The sequence below is a fragment of the Aminobacter sp. Piv2-1 genome, from assembly GCF_037625995.1.
GTDB lineage: Bacteria > Pseudomonadota > Alphaproteobacteria > Rhizobiales > Rhizobiaceae > Aminobacter.
In genome coordinates, this window is record NZ_JARKMU010000014.1 from 142,104 (window position 1) to 160,250 (window position 18,147).

15 protein-coding genes are annotated in these 18,147 nt (G+C 66.7%); 14 read left to right on the forward strand and 1 reads right to left on the reverse strand.

What is annotated here, in order from left to right; translation table 11 throughout:
- Positions 1-205 precede the first annotated feature (205 nt).
- From AmiPiv_RS22470 to AmiPiv_RS22485, 4 genes are all read left to right on the forward strand, one after another.
- Entirely contained in the window at positions 206-1,000 is a 795-nt protein-coding gene (locus AmiPiv_RS22470) for a cyclase family protein (protein ID WP_340041043.1), read from the forward strand.
- 166 nt (positions 1,001-1,166) lie between these two features.
- Positions 1,167-1,652 (forward strand): MarR family winged helix-turn-helix transcriptional regulator, encoded by a 486-nt coding sequence (locus tag AmiPiv_RS22475; protein WP_340041045.1) that lies wholly within the window; start codon positions 1,167-1,169, stop codon positions 1,650-1,652.
- A gap of 11 nt (positions 1,653-1,663) precedes the next feature.
- On the forward strand, positions 1,664-3,817 hold the full coding sequence (locus AmiPiv_RS22480) for an indolepyruvate ferredoxin oxidoreductase subunit alpha (RefSeq protein WP_340041047.1): 2,154 nt from the start codon (positions 1,664-1,666) through the stop codon (positions 3,815-3,817).
- Positions 3,814-5,379, forward strand: a complete 1,566-nt coding sequence (locus AmiPiv_RS22485; protein WP_340041049.1) for an indolepyruvate oxidoreductase subunit beta family protein — start codon at positions 3,814-3,816, stop codon at positions 5,377-5,379. The genes AmiPiv_RS22480 and AmiPiv_RS22485 overlap by 4 nt, the downstream gene beginning before the upstream one ends.
- A gap of 84 nt (positions 5,380-5,463) precedes the next feature.
- Here AmiPiv_RS22485 and AmiPiv_RS22490 read toward each other — a convergent pair whose 3' ends face one another.
- Positions 5,464-6,120 carry a TerC family protein gene (locus AmiPiv_RS22490; RefSeq protein ID WP_340041051.1) on the reverse strand — a complete coding sequence of 219 codons (657 nt, stop codon included), beginning with the start codon at positions 6,118-6,120 and terminating at the stop codon, positions 5,464-5,466.
- A gap of 349 nt (positions 6,121-6,469) precedes the next feature.
- Here AmiPiv_RS22490 and AmiPiv_RS22495 point away from each other — a divergent pair, with 349 nt between their 5' ends.
- The 10 genes from AmiPiv_RS22495 to AmiPiv_RS22540 all read left to right on the forward strand — a co-directional run bounded on the left by AmiPiv_RS22495 (position 6,470) and on the right by AmiPiv_RS22540 (position 18,100).
- Complete coding sequence (locus AmiPiv_RS22495; protein ID WP_340041053.1) at positions 6,470-7,687, forward strand: LysR family transcriptional regulator; 1,218 nt, start codon at positions 6,470-6,472, stop codon at positions 7,685-7,687.
- Between the two features lie 138 nt (positions 7,688-7,825).
- Positions 7,826-8,854, forward strand: a complete 1,029-nt coding sequence (locus AmiPiv_RS22500) for a YeiH family protein (protein WP_340041055.1) — start codon at positions 7,826-7,828, stop codon at positions 8,852-8,854.
- A 65-nt stretch (positions 8,855-8,919) separates the two neighbouring features.
- The gene (locus AmiPiv_RS22505) at positions 8,920-9,846 is read left to right on the forward strand and encodes a LysR substrate-binding domain-containing protein (protein WP_340041057.1); all 927 of its coding nucleotides are present in this window, start codon (positions 8,920-8,922) and stop codon (positions 9,844-9,846) included.
- Between the two features lie 388 nt (positions 9,847-10,234).
- Positions 10,235-11,785, forward strand: coding sequence for an acyl CoA:acetate/3-ketoacid CoA transferase (locus tag AmiPiv_RS22510; RefSeq protein WP_340041059.1), 1,551 nt, complete (start codon positions 10,235-10,237; stop codon positions 11,783-11,785).
- On the forward strand, positions 11,782-12,588 hold the full coding sequence (locus tag AmiPiv_RS22515) for an SDR family NAD(P)-dependent oxidoreductase (RefSeq protein ID WP_340041061.1): 807 nt from the start codon (positions 11,782-11,784) through the stop codon (positions 12,586-12,588). The genes AmiPiv_RS22510 and AmiPiv_RS22515 overlap by 4 nt, the downstream gene beginning before the upstream one ends.
- A complete protein-coding gene (locus AmiPiv_RS22520; protein ID WP_340041063.1) occupies positions 12,585-13,436 on the forward strand; it encodes a MaoC/PaaZ C-terminal domain-containing protein in 852 nt (283 codons plus the stop codon). The genes AmiPiv_RS22515 and AmiPiv_RS22520 overlap by 4 nt, the downstream gene beginning before the upstream one ends.
- A gap of 95 nt (positions 13,437-13,531) precedes the next feature.
- The gene (locus AmiPiv_RS22525; protein ID WP_340041111.1) at positions 13,532-15,046 is read left to right on the forward strand and encodes an HAL/PAL/TAL family ammonia-lyase; all 1,515 of its coding nucleotides are present in this window, start codon (positions 13,532-13,534) and stop codon (positions 15,044-15,046) included.
- 109 nt (positions 15,047-15,155) lie between these two features.
- Positions 15,156-16,043 (forward strand): glycine betaine ABC transporter substrate-binding protein, encoded by an 888-nt coding sequence (locus AmiPiv_RS22530; RefSeq protein ID WP_340041065.1) that lies wholly within the window; start codon positions 15,156-15,158, stop codon positions 16,041-16,043.
- A gap of 229 nt (positions 16,044-16,272) precedes the next feature.
- Positions 16,273-17,277: an ornithine cyclodeaminase family protein gene (locus AmiPiv_RS22535; RefSeq protein ID WP_340041067.1), complete on the forward strand. Its 1,005-nt coding sequence runs from the start codon at positions 16,273-16,275 to the stop codon at positions 17,275-17,277.
- A 7-nt stretch (positions 17,278-17,284) separates the two neighbouring features.
- Positions 17,285-18,100, forward strand: coding sequence for a phosphate/phosphite/phosphonate ABC transporter substrate-binding protein (locus tag AmiPiv_RS22540; protein WP_340041069.1), 816 nt, complete (start codon positions 17,285-17,287; stop codon positions 18,098-18,100).
- Positions 18,101-18,147: the final 47 nt, after the last annotated feature.

Sequence of the window (18,147 nt, forward strand, 5' to 3'; positions counted from 1 at the left end):
GCCGGCTGCTGCGCCAGTCATGGAAACAGGGGCGCCACATCCTCGCTTCGGTGGCAGGCCTAGGTCATGTTTCTGCTTGTCCTCGGAAATGATATTTGCATATGCAACTAAATCCGTCTAGTCTCTTGTTCGGGAAGAGCGGGCGTGGCCGGCGCGGACGGTGGATCCGTGCCAAGGCCAGGCGCCATCAAACGGAGGACTGGAAATGACTGCAGCCGCAGCCACTCTCGACAATCTCGGGCAACTGCTTCTGAGCGGACGGGTCGAGGTCGTCGATCTGACGGCGCCGCTCGGGCCGGACACGCCCCTGATCAAGCTGCCGCCGGAGCTTGCGGTGGATACGCCCAAGATCGAAGTCCACACGATCTCCGAATATGACGACAAGGGGCCGTTCTGGGCATGGAACTGGCTGAAGATCGGCGAGCATTCGGGCACGCATTTCGACGCGCCGCATCACTGGATCACCGGCAAGGACTATTCCGACGGCTATACCGACACGATCCCGGTGCATAACTATGTTGCCCGGGTCAACGTCATCGACTGCTCGGCCCAGTCTGCGGCCGACAACGATTTCCTGCTCAGCGCCGACGGCGTTCGCGCCTGGGAGGCCGAGCATGGCGCGATCGGCAAGGGCGAGTGGGTGCTGATGCGCACCGACTGGGACAAGCGCAACGATTCGGAAGCGGCGTTCCTCAATGTCGACGCGAAGGGGCCGCATTCGCCCGGACCGACCGTCGACTGCATCGAATACATCGTCGAGCGCGGCGCCATCGGCTGGGGCACCCAGTGCATCGGCACCGATGCGGGTGCGGCCGGCGGGATGCAGCCGCCGTTTCCGGCGCACAACCTCATGCACAAGGCCAATCGCTATGGGCTGGCGAGCCTGTGCAACCTCGACAAGCTGCCGCCGAAGGGAGCGATCCTCGTCGCCGCGCCGCTGAAGATCGTGCGCGGCACCGGCAGCCCGGTGCGCGCGCTGGCGCTGGTGCCCAGGGGCTAGGCGAGGCTGGCGCGGTTCGAGGTCGCGGGCCTCGTTGGTCTGGCGCAAGTTGCAGGGCCGGTGGATTGATCGGGCCGACCGTTGGCGATGACCGGCGGTCGTGCTCTGTATCGCAGATCCGCGGCGAAGACTCGCCGCGGGCAGACCGGCCGCGAAGGAAGACCTGATGAACGAGCACATCATTTCGAGCGAAAACGACGAAGGCCCCCGCCTTGGCGAGATCGGCCTCCAGCAGTTTGCGCCCTATCTGATGAACCGCATCATGGGACGCTACAACGCCTCTCTGCGGGAGGACCTGGCGAAACTCGGGCTGACGACGCCGAAGATGCGCACGCTGGCGGTGCTTTCGGTCGTCGACGGGCTGCTCGTCGGCCGTCTCGCGGTCTATGCGGTGGTCGAGCAGTCGACGCTCAGCCGCGCGCTCGACGCGCTCGAGGCCGACGGCCTGGTGCGGCGCACGCCCGACCAGGAGGACAGCCGGGCCATCCGCGTCTCGATCACCGAGGCGGGACGCACAGCCTTCGAAAGCCTGTGGCCGACCATGCGCCAGAGCTACAACCGGATGTTCGCCGGTATCGACGCGGCCGAGCACGCCGCCTTCGTCGCGACCCTGCAGAAGGTGCTCAACAACATCAAGAAGCATGATTTCTGAGGAGCTGGCCCATGGCTGAACGATCGTTTGCGAAGGAGGTCGAGAAGCTCAAGCTGGGCGATGGCGAGGTGTTTACCGGCGAGGGTATCCTCGCCATTACCAAGGCGCTGCTGCAATGCGGCGTCGGCTATGTCGGCGGCTACCAAGGCGCCCCGATCAGCCATCTGATGGACGTGCTGGCCGACGCGCAGGAAATCCTCGGCGAACTCGGCGTGCATTTCGAGGCGAGCGCGTCCGAGGCGACGGCCACGGCTATGCTGGCGGCATCGGTGCATTATCCAATTCGCGGGGCCGCGACATTCAAGTCGACGGTGGGCACCAATGTCGCATCCGACGCGCTGGCCAACCTCGCCTCCGGCGGGGTGACCGGCGGCGCGCTCATCATCGTCGGCGAGGACTATGGCGAAGGCTCCTCCATCATGCAGGAGCGCAGCCATGCCTTCGCCATGAAGAGCCAGGTCTGGCTGCTCGATCCACGGCCGAACCTGCCCTCGATCGTCGCGGCGGTCGAGCATGGCTTCGAACTGTCCGAGGCCTCCAACACGCCGGTGATGCTGCAGGTGCGCATCCGCTGCTGCCACGTCAACGGCTCGTTCGTGACCAAGGACAATGTGCGCCCGGCGATGACCGTCGCCGAGGCGCTGGAGAACCCGCGCCGCGACACCCGGCGCATCGTGCTACCGCCGGCATCCTTCCTGCACGAGAAGGAGAAGATCACCAAGCGCCTGCCCGCGGCGATCGACTACATCAGACGCCACGGGCTGAACGAGACCTTCGGCGGCAACGGCAAGGTCGGCCTGATCATGCAGGGCGGCATGTACAACGGCGTCATCCGGGCGCTGCAGCGGCTGGGCCTCGCCGATGCCTATGGCGAGACGGACGTGCCGCTGCATGTGCTGAACGTCACCTATCCGTTGGTAGCGGACGACCTGGTGGCGTTCTGCGCCGACAAGGAGGCCGTGCTCGTCATCGAGGAAGGCCAGCCGGACTACATCGAGCAGGCGCTGGGCGCCATGCTCTACAAGGCCGGCGCAACCGTCAGGCTAGAGGGCAAGGGCATCCTGCCCATGGCCGGCGAATATACGGGCGACGTGATGCTCGCGGGCATCGGCTCGTTCCTGCGCAAGCATGCCGCGGATTTGCTCGCGCCCGAGGTCAGGGCGCCCAACATGCCGGCTCCGCCGATATTCGAGGACCTTGCGAAGACCGTGCCGACGCGCCCGCCGGGCTTCTGCGTCGGCTGCCCGGAACGACCGATCTTCGCGGCGACCAAGCTCGCCGAGCAGGAACTCGGCAAGCACCACATCGCCTCCGACATCGGCTGCCACCTGTTCTCGATCATGCCGCCGTTCGAGCTCGGCGCCACCACCATGGGCTACGGGCTGGGGCCGGCCTCGGCCTCGGCCTTCAACGCGCCCGACGCCAAGCGCCGCTCGATCTCCTTCGTCGGCGACGGCGGCTTCTGGCACAACGGCCTGACCTCGTCGGTCGGCAACGCCGTGTTCAACAAGAACGACGGCGTCATCGTCGTGGTCGACAACTACTATTCGGCCGCCACAGGCGGGCAGGACATCCTGTCGTCGCGGGCGAGCAACAGGACCAAGTCGACGAAACACCCGATCACCGACGCGCTCAAGGGCATGGGGGTCAAGTGGATCCGCCATGTCGAGCGCACCTACGATGTCGGCGTGATGCGCAGCACCCTGAAGGAGGCGCTCACCACCGAGGAGCGCGGGCCCAAGGTGATCGTCGCCTCGTCGGAATGCATGCTGAACCGGCAGCGGCGCGAGGGCCCCCTGCACAAGCAGGCGATCGCCGAGGGCAAGCGCATGACCAAGACCAAGTTCGGCGTGGACGAGGACGTCTGCACCGGCGACCACGCCTGCATGCGGCTTTCCGGCTGCCCGTCGCTTTCGGTCAAGCAGCTCGACGATCCGCTGCGCGACGATCCGGTGGCGGCGATCGACGAAAACTGCGTCGGCTGCGGCAATTGCGGCGAGGTGGCGGATGCCGCAGTGCTGTGCCCGTCCTTCTACCAGGCTGACGTCGTGTCCAATCCCACGGCATGGGACCGGTTCGCGTTCGGCCTGCGCCGGCGCGTCATCAGGGCGCTGCAGGCATGGCGCGAGCGCGGCCGGCTGGTGTTCGAAGGAGTATCCGCATGAGGCTCGGGCTCGCCGAGGGCGCGGACACGACGCGCGCCATCATCAAGCTCGCGGTCCTCGCCGTCGGCGGCCAGGGCGGCGGCGTGCTGACCAACTGGATCACCGATCTTGCCCAGCGCTGCGGCTGGCATGTCCAGTCCACCTCGGTCGCCGGCGTCGCGCAGCGCACCGGCGCCACCATCTACTATGTCGAGATGATGCGGAAGGATCCGGCCCGGCCCGACGCCAGTCCGGTGCTGGCGCTGAGCCCGGCGCCAGGCGACGTCGACATCCTCATCTCCGCGGAGCTTGCCGAAGCGGGGCGGGCGGTGCTGCGCGGCTTCGTCACGCAGGACAGGACCACGCTCATCGCCTCCAGCCACCGCATGCTCGCCGTGTCCGAGAAGATTGTTCCCGGCGACGGCCGCGCCGACAGCGAGATTGTGCTGAAGCGGGCGGAGGAAGCGGCCCGCCGCTTCATCCATTTCGACATGGAGAGCATGGCACGGCAGGCCGGCAGCGTGGTCTCGGCAAGCCTGTTCGGCGCGCTGGCCGGCTCGGGCGAGCTGCCGTTTCCGCGCGAGGCGTTCGAGGCGACGATCAGCAGTGGTGGGCGTGGCGCCAAGGCGAGCCTGGTTGCCTTCGCCCTTGCCTATGATCGGACGCTGGCCGGTCCGCCGCCGGAAGCCGAGCAGTTGCCGCCGGCCGCCCCGGCGGTTGTTGGGCCTGCCGGGCTGCGTGACAGGTGGCTGGCGCTCGAGCGCCGCCTGGAGAAGCTGCCCGAGCCTGTGCACGAGATGGCGGGGCACGGCCTGCGCAAGGTCGTCGACTTCCTCGATCCGGCCTATGGCATGGAGTATCTCGACAGGCTCGAGACGGTGGCGAAGGCCGATTCCTCCGTGCACGGCTACGCCTTGACGCACGAGGCGGCGAAATATGTCGCTAACGCCATGGTCTATGACGACATCATCCGCGTCGCCGATCTGAAGACGCGGTCGTCGCGGGCCGAACGGGTGCGCCGCGAAGTGCATCTCGGCAAAGACCAGACGCTGATGACGACCGAATATTTCCATCCGCGCATGGAAGAGATCTGTGGCGCGCTGCCAGCCACGCTCGGTGCGGCGATCGAGGCCCGTCCCGCCCTGATGAAAGGGCTCAACCGCTTCGTCGACCGCGGACGCAGGATCAGGACCGACGGCATGCTCGGCTTCGGCATGCTCTGGCTGGTCGGGGGAATGCGCCGCTGGCGCCGCGCGCTGCTCCGCCACAGGGTTGAGACGGCGCATCTGGAGGCGTGGCTGGACCTGGCACTGAGCGAAGCCAAGGCCGACTACGACCTCGGCGTCGAGGTGCTGAAATGCCGGCGCCTGATCAAGGGCTATTCGGACACCCATGCCAGGGGACAGTCGAAGTTCGACCGAGTGCTGGGCTGCCTTCAGATGCTGCGCGGGCGCGACGATGCCGCGGCGTGGATCGCGAGGCTGCGGGAGGCAGCGCTGAAGGACGCCGAAGGGGCCGCGCTCGACGGCGCGATCATGACGGTGCGCTCCTTTGCCGACATGCCCGACGGCAAGGCCGCCTGACCGAGCTTCGATGGCTTCTCCTGAAGCAAGGGAGAAGCTTCGGAATGAAAACGGGCCGGAAAAATCCGGCCCGTTTGGCTTTTGTCAGGCGCCCGTCATGTAGGGCATGATCTCGAGTGTGCCGCGATAGATCATCTCGCCGGCCACGTAGAGTATGATCAGAAGGCCGACATAGGCGATCCAGCGGTACTTCTGCAGAAGGTTGGCGATGAAGCTCGCGGCGATGCCCATCAGCGCGATCGACAGCACCAGGCCGAAGATCAGGACATTGGGGTGGTCGCGCGCGGCACCGGCAACCGCGAGCACATTGTCGAGCGACATGGAGACGTCGGCGATGACGATCTGCCAGGCCGCCTGGGCAAAGGTCTTGCGCGGGGCAGTGCCCGCGACCATGCCGTCACGATCGAGGTCCTCTTCATTGAGCGCTTCGACCGCCTGGGTCTCCGCGGCGTGATTGTGTTGGAGTTCGCGCCACATCTTCCAGCATACCCAAAGCAGCAGCACGCCGCCGGCAAGCAGCAGTCCGACGATCTGGAGGAGCTGGGTGGTCGCGGCGGCGAAGCCGATGCGCAGCACGGTGGCGGCGATGATCCCGATGAGGATCGCCTTTGCGCGTTGGTCCTTGGGAAGTCCCGCGGCGGCGAGACCGATAACGATGGCATTGTCGCCCGCCAGCACCAGGTCGATCATGATGACCTGGAAGAGAGCGGTTAGAGCTTCGGGAGTGAAGAATTCTGTCATACGGCACCCTTTGCGTCAGCTGGGGCGGCGTGGCTCGCAGACCTGTTCAAGCGCGCCGGAAAGCGCGCATGCCAGGGTGCTGAAGATCGAGAGACGTCAAAGCCAGGCCACCGGATTGCAATTCCAGTCCGACATCGCAGCCGTGATCGACTGCCAGAGGGGCCCGGCCTGGTGGCTGCTACCTAGTTGACGGGCGCGAGAAACTCAAGCCGAAATTGCGATCCGTCCAAGCACGGGCCGCCGATCGAAGCTGGATTTCCGGCATTCGCTATTGCAAGAGTCCAAGGCGGCGGCCGGCCCGCTGCGCTGACAGACACGCTCGCAACTACGGGAAGCGACAGATCAGGACATGGACACGTCGACGCTTCTGATCGCCCACAAGGTGATGTGCGAACGCAGCATTCGCGGCACTGCCCGGGTCATGGGCAAGCCGGTTTCGAGCATTGCCGCGGCGATCGACCGGCTGGAGACCCAGATCTCGGTCCCGCTGGTGCAGAAGGCGGGGACGAGCGTCGTGCTCACCCTCGAGGCGGAAAGGCTGTCGCCTTCAATCAAGCAGCTCGCCGACCACGTCGAGGAGATCATGGCGATCGGCAGCCGCAGCCGGCACGACGTGTCGCTGAGCCTGAGCGCGCTGGCCCGCTTCGCCCATGTCGCGGAGACCGGCAGCATTCGGCGGGCGGCCAAGTCTCTCGGACTGGGGCAACCCCAGCTCGCCCGCCAGATCGCGCATGTGGAGTCCACGCTCGGCTGCCGCCTGCTCAATCGCCATGTGGGCGGCTCGACGATGACGGAGGCGGGAAAGCGGCTGGCCAGGTCGGCCCGCGCGCTCGAAGCCGTTTGGAACGAACTCGCGCATGCCGCGGCCGGACGCTCGCGCCGCAGTGCCGCGACCATCAGGCTCGGCTCGATCATCCCGATGGGCCATGACAGCTTCGTCGCCACCCTGCTTGCCTCGCTTGTCTCGGCATGGATGAACGACAAGCCCCGTCAGCCCCTTCTGGTCGCCAGCACGACGACCGAGGGGCTCATCACCGGGCTGAAGAGCGGCACCTATGATGCGGTGTTCCTGAACAGCGTCACCGTGCCGACGGATTTCGACGGCTACCTGATCGCCAGGTCGCCGTTGTCGCTCGTCGGTCAATCGAATGTCATCGGACCGACCGAGGGCAGGGATGACCTGGCCAGGATCGTCCTGGGCTCATCCATCGCCGTTCCGAGCCCGAGGAGCGGGCTGCGCCAGATCATCAATCGGCTGCTCGCCGAAATCCTCACCGAGGCAGAGCTGGACAGGCTGAGGGTGATCGAGGTCGATTCGATGCCCGTCATCCTCAACCTCGTCCTCCGCCACGGGGCCGTTTCGGTGCTGCCGTCGGAATCGGTCGCCAGCATCCGCGGCGACCTGCGCCAGATCCCGCTGCCGTCCGAGCTTGCCCTGCCGTACTGGCTGGTCAGCGGCAAGAACGAAAGCAGCCGCCAGACCGCCCGGGCGGTTCTGAAGGTGCTCGCGGGGCTGGGCTACGGCGAAGCGGCGAAACAGCATCGGCCGGTCGGCCCTGGCCAGTAGACTCCCCTGCTGCAGCGGTTTCTGTCGGCCGGATCATTCGGAAATGGCGATTAGAACGATCTTCCAATCCAATTGGAGGTTTGCGAATATTTTTCCTAATGCTGCGTCGAAATGAAGTCACATTCGGATGCAGCGAAAATGACCCATTCCTCCGTTGTCATTGCCCCGCCCAAAACGAGCGCGGTCGCGAGCTACGCGCCGGGTCTCGTTCTCGTCGCGATCATCACGGCCTCCGCATATGGGCTGCGGCAACTGCCGTTCTTTTCGACCCTCAGCCCGATGATCTCGGCCATCTTCGTGGGCATGCTGTTTGCCAACACGGTGGGCTTTTCGAGCGCCGCAAATGCCGGAATAGCAATTGCGGGCAAGCGCCTGCTGCGCTTGGCGGTCGCCCTGCTCGGCCTGCAGCTGACATTCGGGCAGCTGGCCGGGATCGGGATCAGGGGGCTGGCCTATGCCGCGGCGGCCCTGCTCCTGACCTTCTTCTTCACCGTCTGGGCAGGCCGGATGCTGGGTGTCGACCGCAGGCTCACCCTGCTGCTCGCGGCCGGCACCTCGGTCTGCGGCGCCTCCGCCATCGCAGGCGCCAACGCGGTCACCCGGGCCGACGATGCGGACGTTTCCTATGCAGTCGCCTGCATCACGCTGTTCGGCACGATGGCGATGTTCCTCTATCCCTTCATGCAGGCTGTCCTTGACCTCGGGCCGCAGGCCTACGGCCTGTGGATCGGCCTGTCGGTCCACGAGGTCGCTCAGGTGGTGGGGGCCGGGTTCCAGGGCGGCGAGGTGGCCGGCCAGACCGCCGTCGTGGCAAAGCTCGCACGGGTGATGATGCTGGCGCCGCTGGTCATCGGCCTCGCCGTCTTCGTGGCGCGGCCCGCAAGCGATCGCTCGAGCCGCCAGGCCGGGGTGCAGATGGTGCCGGTCTTCATTGTCGGCTTCCTGCTGCTTGCGCTGCTCAACAGCTCCGGCCTCGTGCCCGACCAGGTCCGTGCGCCGATCGTGTCGGCCACGCCCGTGCTTCTGACGGCCGCCATGGGCGCGCTCGGACTGGGCACGAACTTCACCAAGCTCAGACAACGCGGTTTCCGGCCCTTGCTTCTCTCGGCCATTGCCTCTTTGTTCATTGCCGTCGTAGGCCTGCTGCTCGTCAACATGGCGCCGTGATCGAGGCGGCTCGCCGACGCCGGGCGATGAAACTGCAGGCGAGTGGAAAGGCAAAGAGGCGCGACGTGACGCTTGACCAGCTTCGGATATTCCTCGCGGTGGCGGAGCGGGAACATGTGACGCGCGCGGCGGAAGCGCTGAACCTGACGCAGTCGACGGTGAGCGGTGCGATCAATGCGCTGGAGACCCGGCACGACGTCAAGCTCTTCCATCGGGTCGGCCGCCGGATCGAACTGACCGAGGCGGGCAAGGCGCTTGCCGAGGAGGCCAAGGCCATTCTCGCCCGGGTGCGGGCCGCCGAGACGGCGATGGCGGACCTCAGCGGTATCAGGCGCGGCACGCTCACCGTGTTCGCGAGCCAGACGATCGCCAGCTACTGGCTGCCCCGCTTGCTCGTCCGCTTCTACGACCGCTACCCGCAGATCGACCTGAGGCTGGAGGTCGGCAACACGGCGCAATGCACCAGGGCGGTGATGGCGGGCGCGGCCGATCTCGGCTTCATCGAAGGCACCATCGACGAGCCGTCGGTGTCGGTCGAACTGATCGCGACCGATCGGCTCGTCATCGTCGTCGGCCGCGAACATCCCTGGACGCTACGGCCGCCGGTCCTGCCCCGGGATCTGGGCCAGACCGAATGGGTCCTGCGCGAGCCGGGGTCCGGCACGCGGTCCAGCTTCGAAGGAGCGTTGCGCGGCTGCGGGCTGAGCCCCGACGACCTGCGCATCGCCATCGAGCTGCCGTCCAACGAAGCCATCTGCGCGGCCGTCGAGGCCGGGCAGTTCGCCACGGCGGTCTCCGAGACCGTGGCGCAGGCGGGCGTGAGCGCCGGACGGCTGGTCACCATGCCGCTGGAACTGCCGTCGCGCGCCTTCAGCCTCATTCGCCACCGCGAAAGACACCGCACCCGCGCGAGCGAGGCGTTTCGCGAACTGATCGTTGCCGACGGGGCGACGAAGCCGACCACCGGTGCCGAAGCGACGTCCCGGCGCTGACAAGTTCGCGTCGTGCCGTGCGGGTGCGAGAGGCCTTCCGGTGTCGGACGACGAGGCGTCTGTGACTTCGGTTCAGCCCGGTCTTAGCGCGAACGTCGGTGGCTCCCTGCAGCACTGAAAAGCGGCAATGCGAGCCGCCTAAGGAATTCGAAACAGAACATCTGATTGCGACGCAGGCTGAAGGTGCACTGCTCGATGCTGTCGATTAAGATATTGATTTTGCTTTGTAATCTTACATGGCGCAGATCGAGAGGATAGATATCCTACGCCGATTTCAGAATTTTGGGATATCCCAAAACATATACACCTTGACCTTAGGTCATAGGGACTTCTCAGCGGCCGGAACCTATGCTTGTCTATACATATTAGAAGAATTCCAGGGGAACCGATGCATATCATAACTGCCCGTGAGGCAGCCGATCGGCTGCGCGACGGGATGACCGTTGCTGTCTCCGGGTTCGGAGGGTGCTGCCATCCCGAAGCTATAACCGCCGCGGTCGAGGACAGGTTCCTCGCCGAAGCCGGACCTCGCGACCTGACCCTGCTCTTTGCCGCCAGCACCGGCGACCGCAAGACCCGTGGCATGGGCCACTTCGGCTATGAAGGGCTGGTGAAGCGCGTCATCGCCGGCGGTTGGCGCGGCACGCCGCGGCTCGGCAACCTCGCTCTCGAAGAGAAGATCGAAGCCTATTGCTGGCCCCAGGGGGTCATCGCCCAGCTGTATCGGGCGATTGCCGCCGGCCAGCCGGGCGTCATCACCCATATCGGCCTCGGCTCGTTCATGGACCCGGTCAACGGCGGCGGACGGATGAACGCCTCGACCGGCGAAGCGATGGTCGAGCGCGTCTCGCTGCGCGGCCGCGACTGGCTGCTCTATCCGTCCATGCCGCTCGACTGCGTGCTGCTGCGCGGCACGACCGCCGACGAGGACGGCAACATAACGCTCGAGGACGAAGCCTTCCCGCTCGACGTGCTGGCAATGGCGCAGGCGGGACGCAACTCCGGCGGCATCGTCATGGTGCAGGTCAAGCAGGTCGCCCGGCGGGGCTCGCTGGCGCCGGGCGACGTGCGCATTCCCGGCGCCCTGGTCGACTATGTGGTCGTCTGCCAGGATCCCGCCCAGCACGGGGTCAGCTTCGGGGAGACCGACAATGCGTCCTACACCGGCCGGCTGCAAACCGCCGCGGGCAGCCTCGAACCGCTGCCGCTGTCGGTCGACAAGGTCATCCAGCGCCGCGCCTTCCAGGAACTTCTCGGGCTCGACCGCCCGGTCATCAACCTCGGCATCGGCATCCCGGCCGGCATCGGCCGCATCGCCAGCGAAGAGGGCCTCGACGGCTATACGGTGACGATCGAATCCGGCGTCATCGGCGGCGTCCCCGCCGAGGAACTGTCCTTCGGCGCGGCGATCAACCCTTCGTCGATCATCCCGCAGGCATCCCAGTTCGACTTCTACGACGGCGGCGGCCTCGACATCGCCTTCCTCGGCATGGCCGAGGTGGATGTGCGAGGCGCGGTCAATGTCAGCCGCTTCGGCAAGTCGATCGTCGGCGTCGGCGGCTTCACCAACATCTCCCAGACCGCGCGCCGGATCGTCTATGTCGGGTCGTTCTCGAACGGCGGCGCGGAAATCGACATACGCGACGGCAGGCTCGACATCGCCACCGACGGGCGGCTGTGCAAGATCGTCGACCAGGTGGCGCAGGTCAGCTCCGACCCGGCCTTCGCGCCTGCCGACCAGCAGCAGATCGTCGTGACGGAACGGGCCGTGTTCAGGGTACTGGACGGCCGGCTCACCCTCACCGAAGTCGCGCCCGGCATCGACGTCAGGAAGCACGTCATCGAACGGCTGCCGGAAGGCGTCACGATCGCCGACCGTCTCGTCACCATGGATGCCCGCCTCTATGCGCCGGGCGCAATGAAGGATTTCGCCGCATGAACATTCGCGAGGCTGCGGTCATCGTCACGGGTTCGGCCACCGGCGTCGGCGCGGCCTGCGTCCGGCAGTTTGCCGAACGAGGCGCGCGCGTTGCGGTCAACTACAATCGCAGCAAGGCGGAAGCCGACGAGACCGCCGATGCCTGCCGGGCGCTGGGCGCCGAGGTCATCGTGGTCCAGGGCGACGTCGCCGACGACGGCGCCTGCCGGGCGATGGTCGGCGCGGTCGTCGACCGCTGGGGTCGCCTCGACGCGCTGGTCAACAACGCCGCCATGACGGTGAAGTCGGATCCCTTTGATCTGGAGACCCTGTCGGCGCGCGATTTCCAGGATGTGTTCTCGGTCAACGTCATCGGCGCCTACCAGATGTGCAGGGCGGCGATCCCGGCGATGCGAGCCAATGGTGGCGGCGCCATCGTCAACGTTTCCTCCAACGTGGCCTTCACGGGCGGCGGCAGCTCTCTCGCCTATACGGCCTCGAAGGGAGCGCTCAATGCGCTGACCATGGCGCTGGCGCGCACATGCGGGCCGGACATCCGGGTCAACGCGGTCTGCCCGGGTGTGATCGACACGCGCTGGATGCGCCAGACGCTCGGCACGGAAGCCTATGCGGCGCTCGCGCAGCGGTTTTCCGACCAGGCGCCGCTGGGCCGTGTCGCCACGCCGGAAGATGTCGCCGGCGCCGTGGTCTGGCTGGTCGAGGGCGCCGAGTTCATCACCGGCGAACTGCTTTCGGTCGATGGCGGGGTGCGGCTCGGCGGCGGCGTGCGCAAGCGGGCGACGGGCACGGGAGGCGGTTCGTGAGCATTCCCGCCGCTTCGATCCTGGATTTCGCCATCCCCGAAACCCGCCAGACGGTCACGGCCAGGGATGCGATCCTCTATGCCTTGTCGGTGGGATACGGCACGGAGCCGCTGGACCCGTCGCATCTCGGCTATCTCTACGAGGCGGACCTCGTGCCTGCGCCGACGCTGGCCAATGTCGTGGCGCATTCGGGCCCGTGGATGAAGCAGGTGGGCGTCGACTGGAGCCAGGTCGTGCATGCGGAGCATCGCCTGACCGTGCATCGCCCGATGCCGCTCGATACGCCGCTGGTGTCGCGCTCGCGCAGCCTGTCGGTCGTCGATCGCGGCGTCGGCAAGGGCATGTTCGCTGCATTCGAACGCGTGGTCTCGGTCGAGGCGACCGGCGAGCCGGTGGCATCGATCGTGCAGACCAACGCCTGCCGGGGCGATGGCGGCTGTGGCTCCGCGGGCAGGCCGCCCGAGCCGCTTCCGCCGGTTCCGAACGGGTCGCCCGATGCCTCGCTGCAACTGGCCGTCGCCGAGGACGCGGCACTGCTCTACCGGCTGAACGGGGATCTCAACCCCCTGCATGTCGATCCGGCAGCGGCCGAAAAAGGCGGGTTCCGCCGACCCATCCTGCACGGGCTGTGCACCTTCGGACATGCCGGCTACGCGATCTCGCGCATGGCGGCAACGTCAGGCCTTGCCGCGCTCGGCGCGCTTGCCGCCCGCTTCAGCGCACCGGCGTTTCCGGGGGACACGTTGGAATTCCAGATGTGGCGCACCGGCCAGGACATCCGCTTCCGGTGCATCGCCCCGGCGCGGGGCGTCACGGTTCTCGATAACGGCGTGGCGAGGCTCGCATGACCAAGCAATTTCCCTATCCGGCCGAGAAGCTTCGCCTCGACGCCCAAGCCAACGAAGACGGACGGCGTCAGCCTCCGGCAGAAAGCAACGACAGCATGACCAACGCGCCGGCAACCGTGGTGTTGAAGACCCCTCCGGCGACGATCGAGGACATCGTCGCCATAGCGCGCATTGATGCCCGCATCGAGGTCTCGCCCGAGGTCGAGCAGCGCATCGTCGCGGCCCGCGCCGTCGTCGACCGCTATGCCGAACTCAACCTGCCTGCCTATGGCCTGACGACCGGGCTCGGTGCCGGCGTCGATACCCGGCTCGAGGCCGACGACCTCGTCACCTTCCAGATAAGGGTGCCGCAGGCGCGCGCCGTCGGCGTCGGCGAAGCACTGCCGCGCGAAGCGGTCAGGGCGATGATGGCCGTCAGGCTCGCCGGCATGGCGGCGGGCGGCTCGGGCGTCTCGCCGCGCATCGTCAAGTCGATGGTCGCTGCGTTGAACGCAGGGTTCCATCCGGTGGTGCCGTCGCTCGGCTCGATCGGCGCGGCCGACCTCGCGCCGCTCGCGCATATGGGGCGCGCGCTTCTCGGCTACGGCGAGGCCGAGTTCGGCGGCGAGGTGATGCCTGCCCTGGAAGCGCTGAAAAGGGCCGGGCTGGAGCCGCTCGATCTCGGGCCGAAGGACGGCCATGCGCTCGTCGTCGCCAACAGCCTTTCGGTGTCCCAGGCCTGCCTGCTCGTCCATGACGTCGACCGCCTGTTCGACTGGTCGCTGCTTTCCGTCGCGCTCAACTTCGAAGCCTTCCGCGCCAACACGACTGCGTTCGACGACCGCGCGCTTGCGGCGCGTCCCGCCTTCGGCCAGCGCGCCGTGGCGGCGCGGCTGCGCGAGATCCTTGCGGGAAGCTCGCTTCTGGAGGAGGGCGCCGCGCGGCGCCTGCAGGATCCGCTGAGCTATCGCTGCGCGCCGCAGGTGTGGGGAGCGTTGTCGCATGCCATTGCGGAGGCCAGGGAAGCAACGCTGATCGAACTCTCCAGCTCGGGCGACAATCCCGTGGTGCTGGCCTCGGAAGGGCTCATCCTGTCGCATGCCAATTTCGACCTGACGGCCTTCGTGCTCGCCTGGGAGCGGCTGGGGCAGGCGCTGGCGCATTGCGCCGCCGCGACGGCTTACCGGACCATGAAGATCATGTCGCCCGGCATGTCGGACCTCCCCCGCTTCCTCACCACGATGGGCCAGAACCGCGCCGGCTTCGCCACCGTCCAGAAGACGGTTTCCGCCCTGGAGGCGGAAATCCGCCACCTCGCCGCACCGGTCTCCCTCACCCCCATACCCGTTGCCGACGGGGTCGAGGACCAGGCTTCGATGGCGCCGCGGGTGCTCGCCAAGACCGCGGCGATCGTCGAGCGGCTGCGCTACCTGGTGGCGATCGAACTCGTCGCCTCCGCCCAGGCGACGGATCTCAGGGGCCTGCCGGACCAGCTCGGGTCAGGGTCGGGCGCTGCCTACCGCTTCGTCCGCAGCCTGGTCGAGCCGCTCGGAGAGGACCGGGCGCAAGGGCCGGACTTCACGCGCCTTGCCGACGCGATCGCGCATTCCGCCCCGGCGGCGAGAGGCTGATCCCGCACTTCCAACCCGTGCCGAACGACGAAGGACCGAACCCAAGCAAGCCATCGAACCGATCCGACAGCCATTCAACCGACAATCACTATCAATGGAGGAAATGATAATGAAAAACTGGACCACCAAAGCCATTGCCGCAACCATCGCCATTGCCGCCGCGACGCTTCAGCCGGCCGCGGCGGAACCGATCAAGGTCGGCAGCAAGAACTTCACCGAGCAGTTCATCCTGGCCGAAATGTACGCGGCCGTGCTGGAGAACGCCGGCTTCGAGGTGGAGCGCAAGATCAATCTCGGCGGAACCCTGATCGCCCACCAGGCACTGACCACAGGCCAGATCGATCTCTACCCGGAATACACCGGCACGGCGCTGTCGGCGGTGGTCAAGGGCGAGGTGTCGACCGATGCGCAGAAGGTCTATGACCAGGTCAAGGACTTCTATGCCAAGGAGTTCAAGCTCAACTGGCTGAAGCCCACCGGCATCAACAACGGCTATGTCATCGTCGTGCGGGGCGAAACGGCGCAGGAGAAGAACCTCAAGAGCCTCTCCGATCTTGCCAAGGTCTCCGGCGAGATGGTCTTTGGCGGCGGACCGGAATTCCCCGACCGCAAGGACGGCCTGCCCGGCCTGAAGCGGGTCTATGGCGCGGAATTCAAGGAATTCAAGCAGTTCGCCAAGCTCGGCCTGCGCTATGACGCACTTCAGCAGAAGGACATCGATGTGTCGAACGGCTCGGCGACCGACTGGCAGATCGAGCAGCAGAACCTCGTCCCGCTGGAAGACGACAAGGGGCTTTTCCCGCCTTACTACGTCGCCCCGGTCGTGCGCCAGCAGACGCTCGACGCCAATCCCAAGATCGCAGAACTGCTCGAAGCCATCGGCCCGAAACTCGACAACGCCACCATGCGCGCCCTCAACGCCCGCGTCGAGAACGACCGCGAGGAGCCTCGCGACGTCGCCGTGTCCTTCCTGAAGGACAAGGGCCTGCTCGACTAGGCCATGGCCACTCTTCCGGCCGGGACAGATCCCCGGCCGGAGCTGGCGCGCCGCACCGACAACCGAAAGCCGGGCGATCTCCGGGCCGGGTCGTCCTCGACCAGCCCGGCAACGGCCCTCCCTTGGGCTGCGCCCGGCATGACGGCAGCATTCCGATCCGCCTTCCCGGCTTCGCCCGGGACGGCCTGGAGCCCAAAGTTCCATTCGAACTGAACTGAAGAGACAGGACATGCAGGAAATCTGGATCGACTACATCAACGCCCTGGACACCAAGGCGCTGCAACTGACCAACGACGAAATCCTCGAAGCGGTGTCGGAAGCGCTGGCCGCCCAGGGGCGCGGCGAGACGGTGATCGAGCCCAGGGTTCATCTCGTTCCGGAAAGCTCCGACAAGGGACACTTCAACGTCCTCAGGGGCTACGTGAAGCCGCTCGACTTCGCCGGCGTGAAGGTGGTCGGGGATTTCGTCGACAACTACAAGGTCGGCCTGCCCTCGGAACTGGCGGTCCTGAACCTGTTCGATCCGCGCACCGGCATGCCCAGGGCCATCATCGACGCCACGGCCATCACCGACATGCGCACCGGCGCGATCACCGCGCTCGGCGCCAAGCACCTGGCGCGCAAGGACAGCAAGATCCTGGGCCATGTCGGCGCCCGGGGCACGTCCTACTGGAACATCCGCCTGCTCGACCATCTGTTCGATTTCGACGAGATCCGGGTGCATTCGCGCCGCCCTGAAAGCCGCGAGAGCTTCGCTGCCCGTCTGTCGAAGGACCTCGGCAAGAAGATCATCGTGACCGACAACTGGGAGGACTGCCTGAAGGGCGCCGACATCATGGTCGAGGCCAGCCGCCTGCCCGAGCCCGCGCCGCTGTTCAAGACCAGCTGGGTGAAGAAGGGCGCCTTCGTGGTTCCCTACGGGACGATGAGCGCGCTCGAGTTCGATCTCACCGACATCATGGACAAGGTCGTCGTCGACGACTGGGGCCAGTGCCAGCCCGGCCGCCCCTTCGGCGCGCTGCGCCGCCATGTCGACGAGGGCAAGGTGACGCTCGAGACGCTGCACGCCGAGATGGGCGAGATCGTCTGCGGCGCCAAGCCGGGCCGTGAGAGCGACGACGAGACGATCCTGTTCTGGCATCGCGGGCTGAGCAGCACGGACGTGGCGCTGGGCGCTGCGATCGTCGCGAAGGCGCAGCGCATGAATGTCGGCCAGAAACTCCGTTTTGCCTAACCCGATCATGAACGACGCCAAACTCATCGCCTGTTCGCGAATGTACAATGTCTCGCCGGGCGTCCGCGCCCGCTGGGACGACCTGTTCGTGTGGCTGGGCGGACAGGCTGGGGTGGCACTCGACATCGTCGCCCACGCCTCGCCCGCACCGCTGTCCGAACTCTGGGAACGGCCCGACATGGGGGCCGTGTTCATGTGCGGCTATCCGCTGTCGCGCTGGTGGGACGCGGAGCGTCCCACGATCCTGGCAGCACCGGTGGCGCAGGCATCCTGGGCCGGCGGGCGCCCCTATTATGCCAGCCATATCGTCGTGGCCGCCGATGGACCGCTAAAGTTGGCCTCGGGGCTGGCGGCTGCGACCTGGGGCTGGACGGTGCGGGATTCCCAATCCGGCTACAACGCGCCGCGCGGTTTCCTCGCAGATCTCCTGTCCGGAAAGGCGCCCGAGCGGCGCACGGTCGGACCGCTGCTCAACCCCACCGGCGTCGTTGAGGCGCTGCGCAGCGGGCGCATCGAGGTCGGCGCCATCGACGCCTATGCCTACGAGCTCATGGCCATGCACGAGCCTGATACCGTGGCGGGACTGCGGATCGTGGCCACGACGGAGCCGACGCCCTGTCCGCCGCTGGTCTCGTCGCCCAGTGCGCCGGCCGAAATGGTGTCCGCCCTGCGGCAGGCGCTGCTGCGGGCCCATGAGCTGGAGGACGGACGCGCGCTGCTGCGGCAGCTCGGCCTGGCGCGGTTCGCGCTTCCCGAAATGGCCGACTACGGGATCCTTGCCGAGCGCGCGGAAGCGGTCGACCGGAGGCTTGCGGCATGGTGACGCCAGGAGCATGCGGAACGGGCCGTGTTAATGAAACGGCAGAGGTA

What these genes read in the sequence shown, in the direction of transcription:
- AmiPiv_RS22490 (WP_340041051.1), bottom strand. Translation starts at nt 6,120, where the DNA reads ATGACAGAATTCTTCACTCCCGAAGCTCTAACCGCTCTCTTCCAGGTC.
- AmiPiv_RS22475 (WP_340041045.1), top strand. Translation starts at nt 1,167, where the DNA reads ATGAACGAGCACATCATTTCGAGCGAAAACGACGAAGGCCCCCGCCTT.
- AmiPiv_RS22485 (WP_340041049.1), top strand. Translation starts at nt 3,814, where the DNA reads ATGAGGCTCGGGCTCGCCGAGGGCGCGGACACGACGCGCGCCATCATC.
- AmiPiv_RS22525 (WP_340041111.1), top strand. Translation starts at nt 13,532, where the DNA reads ATGACCAACGCGCCGGCAACCGTGGTGTTGAAGACCCCTCCGGCGACG.
- AmiPiv_RS22510 (WP_340041059.1), top strand. Translation starts at nt 10,235, where the DNA reads ATGCATATCATAACTGCCCGTGAGGCAGCCGATCGGCTGCGCGACGGG.
- AmiPiv_RS22495 (WP_340041053.1), top strand. Translation starts at nt 6,470, where the DNA reads ATGGACACGTCGACGCTTCTGATCGCCCACAAGGTGATGTGCGAACGC.
- AmiPiv_RS22540 (WP_340041069.1), top strand. Translation starts at nt 17,285, where the DNA reads ATGAACGACGCCAAACTCATCGCCTGTTCGCGAATGTACAATGTCTCG.
- AmiPiv_RS22480 (WP_340041047.1), top strand. Translation starts at nt 1,664, where the DNA reads ATGGCTGAACGATCGTTTGCGAAGGAGGTCGAGAAGCTCAAGCTGGGC.
- AmiPiv_RS22535 (WP_340041067.1), top strand. Translation starts at nt 16,273, where the DNA reads ATGCAGGAAATCTGGATCGACTACATCAACGCCCTGGACACCAAGGCG.
- AmiPiv_RS22530 (WP_340041065.1), top strand. Translation starts at nt 15,156, where the DNA reads ATGAAAAACTGGACCACCAAAGCCATTGCCGCAACCATCGCCATTGCC.
- AmiPiv_RS22515 (WP_340041061.1), top strand. Translation starts at nt 11,782, where the DNA reads ATGAACATTCGCGAGGCTGCGGTCATCGTCACGGGTTCGGCCACCGGC.
- AmiPiv_RS22500 (WP_340041055.1), top strand. Translation starts at nt 7,826, where the DNA reads ATGACCCATTCCTCCGTTGTCATTGCCCCGCCCAAAACGAGCGCGGTC.
- AmiPiv_RS22470 (WP_340041043.1), top strand. Translation starts at nt 206, where the DNA reads ATGACTGCAGCCGCAGCCACTCTCGACAATCTCGGGCAACTGCTTCTG.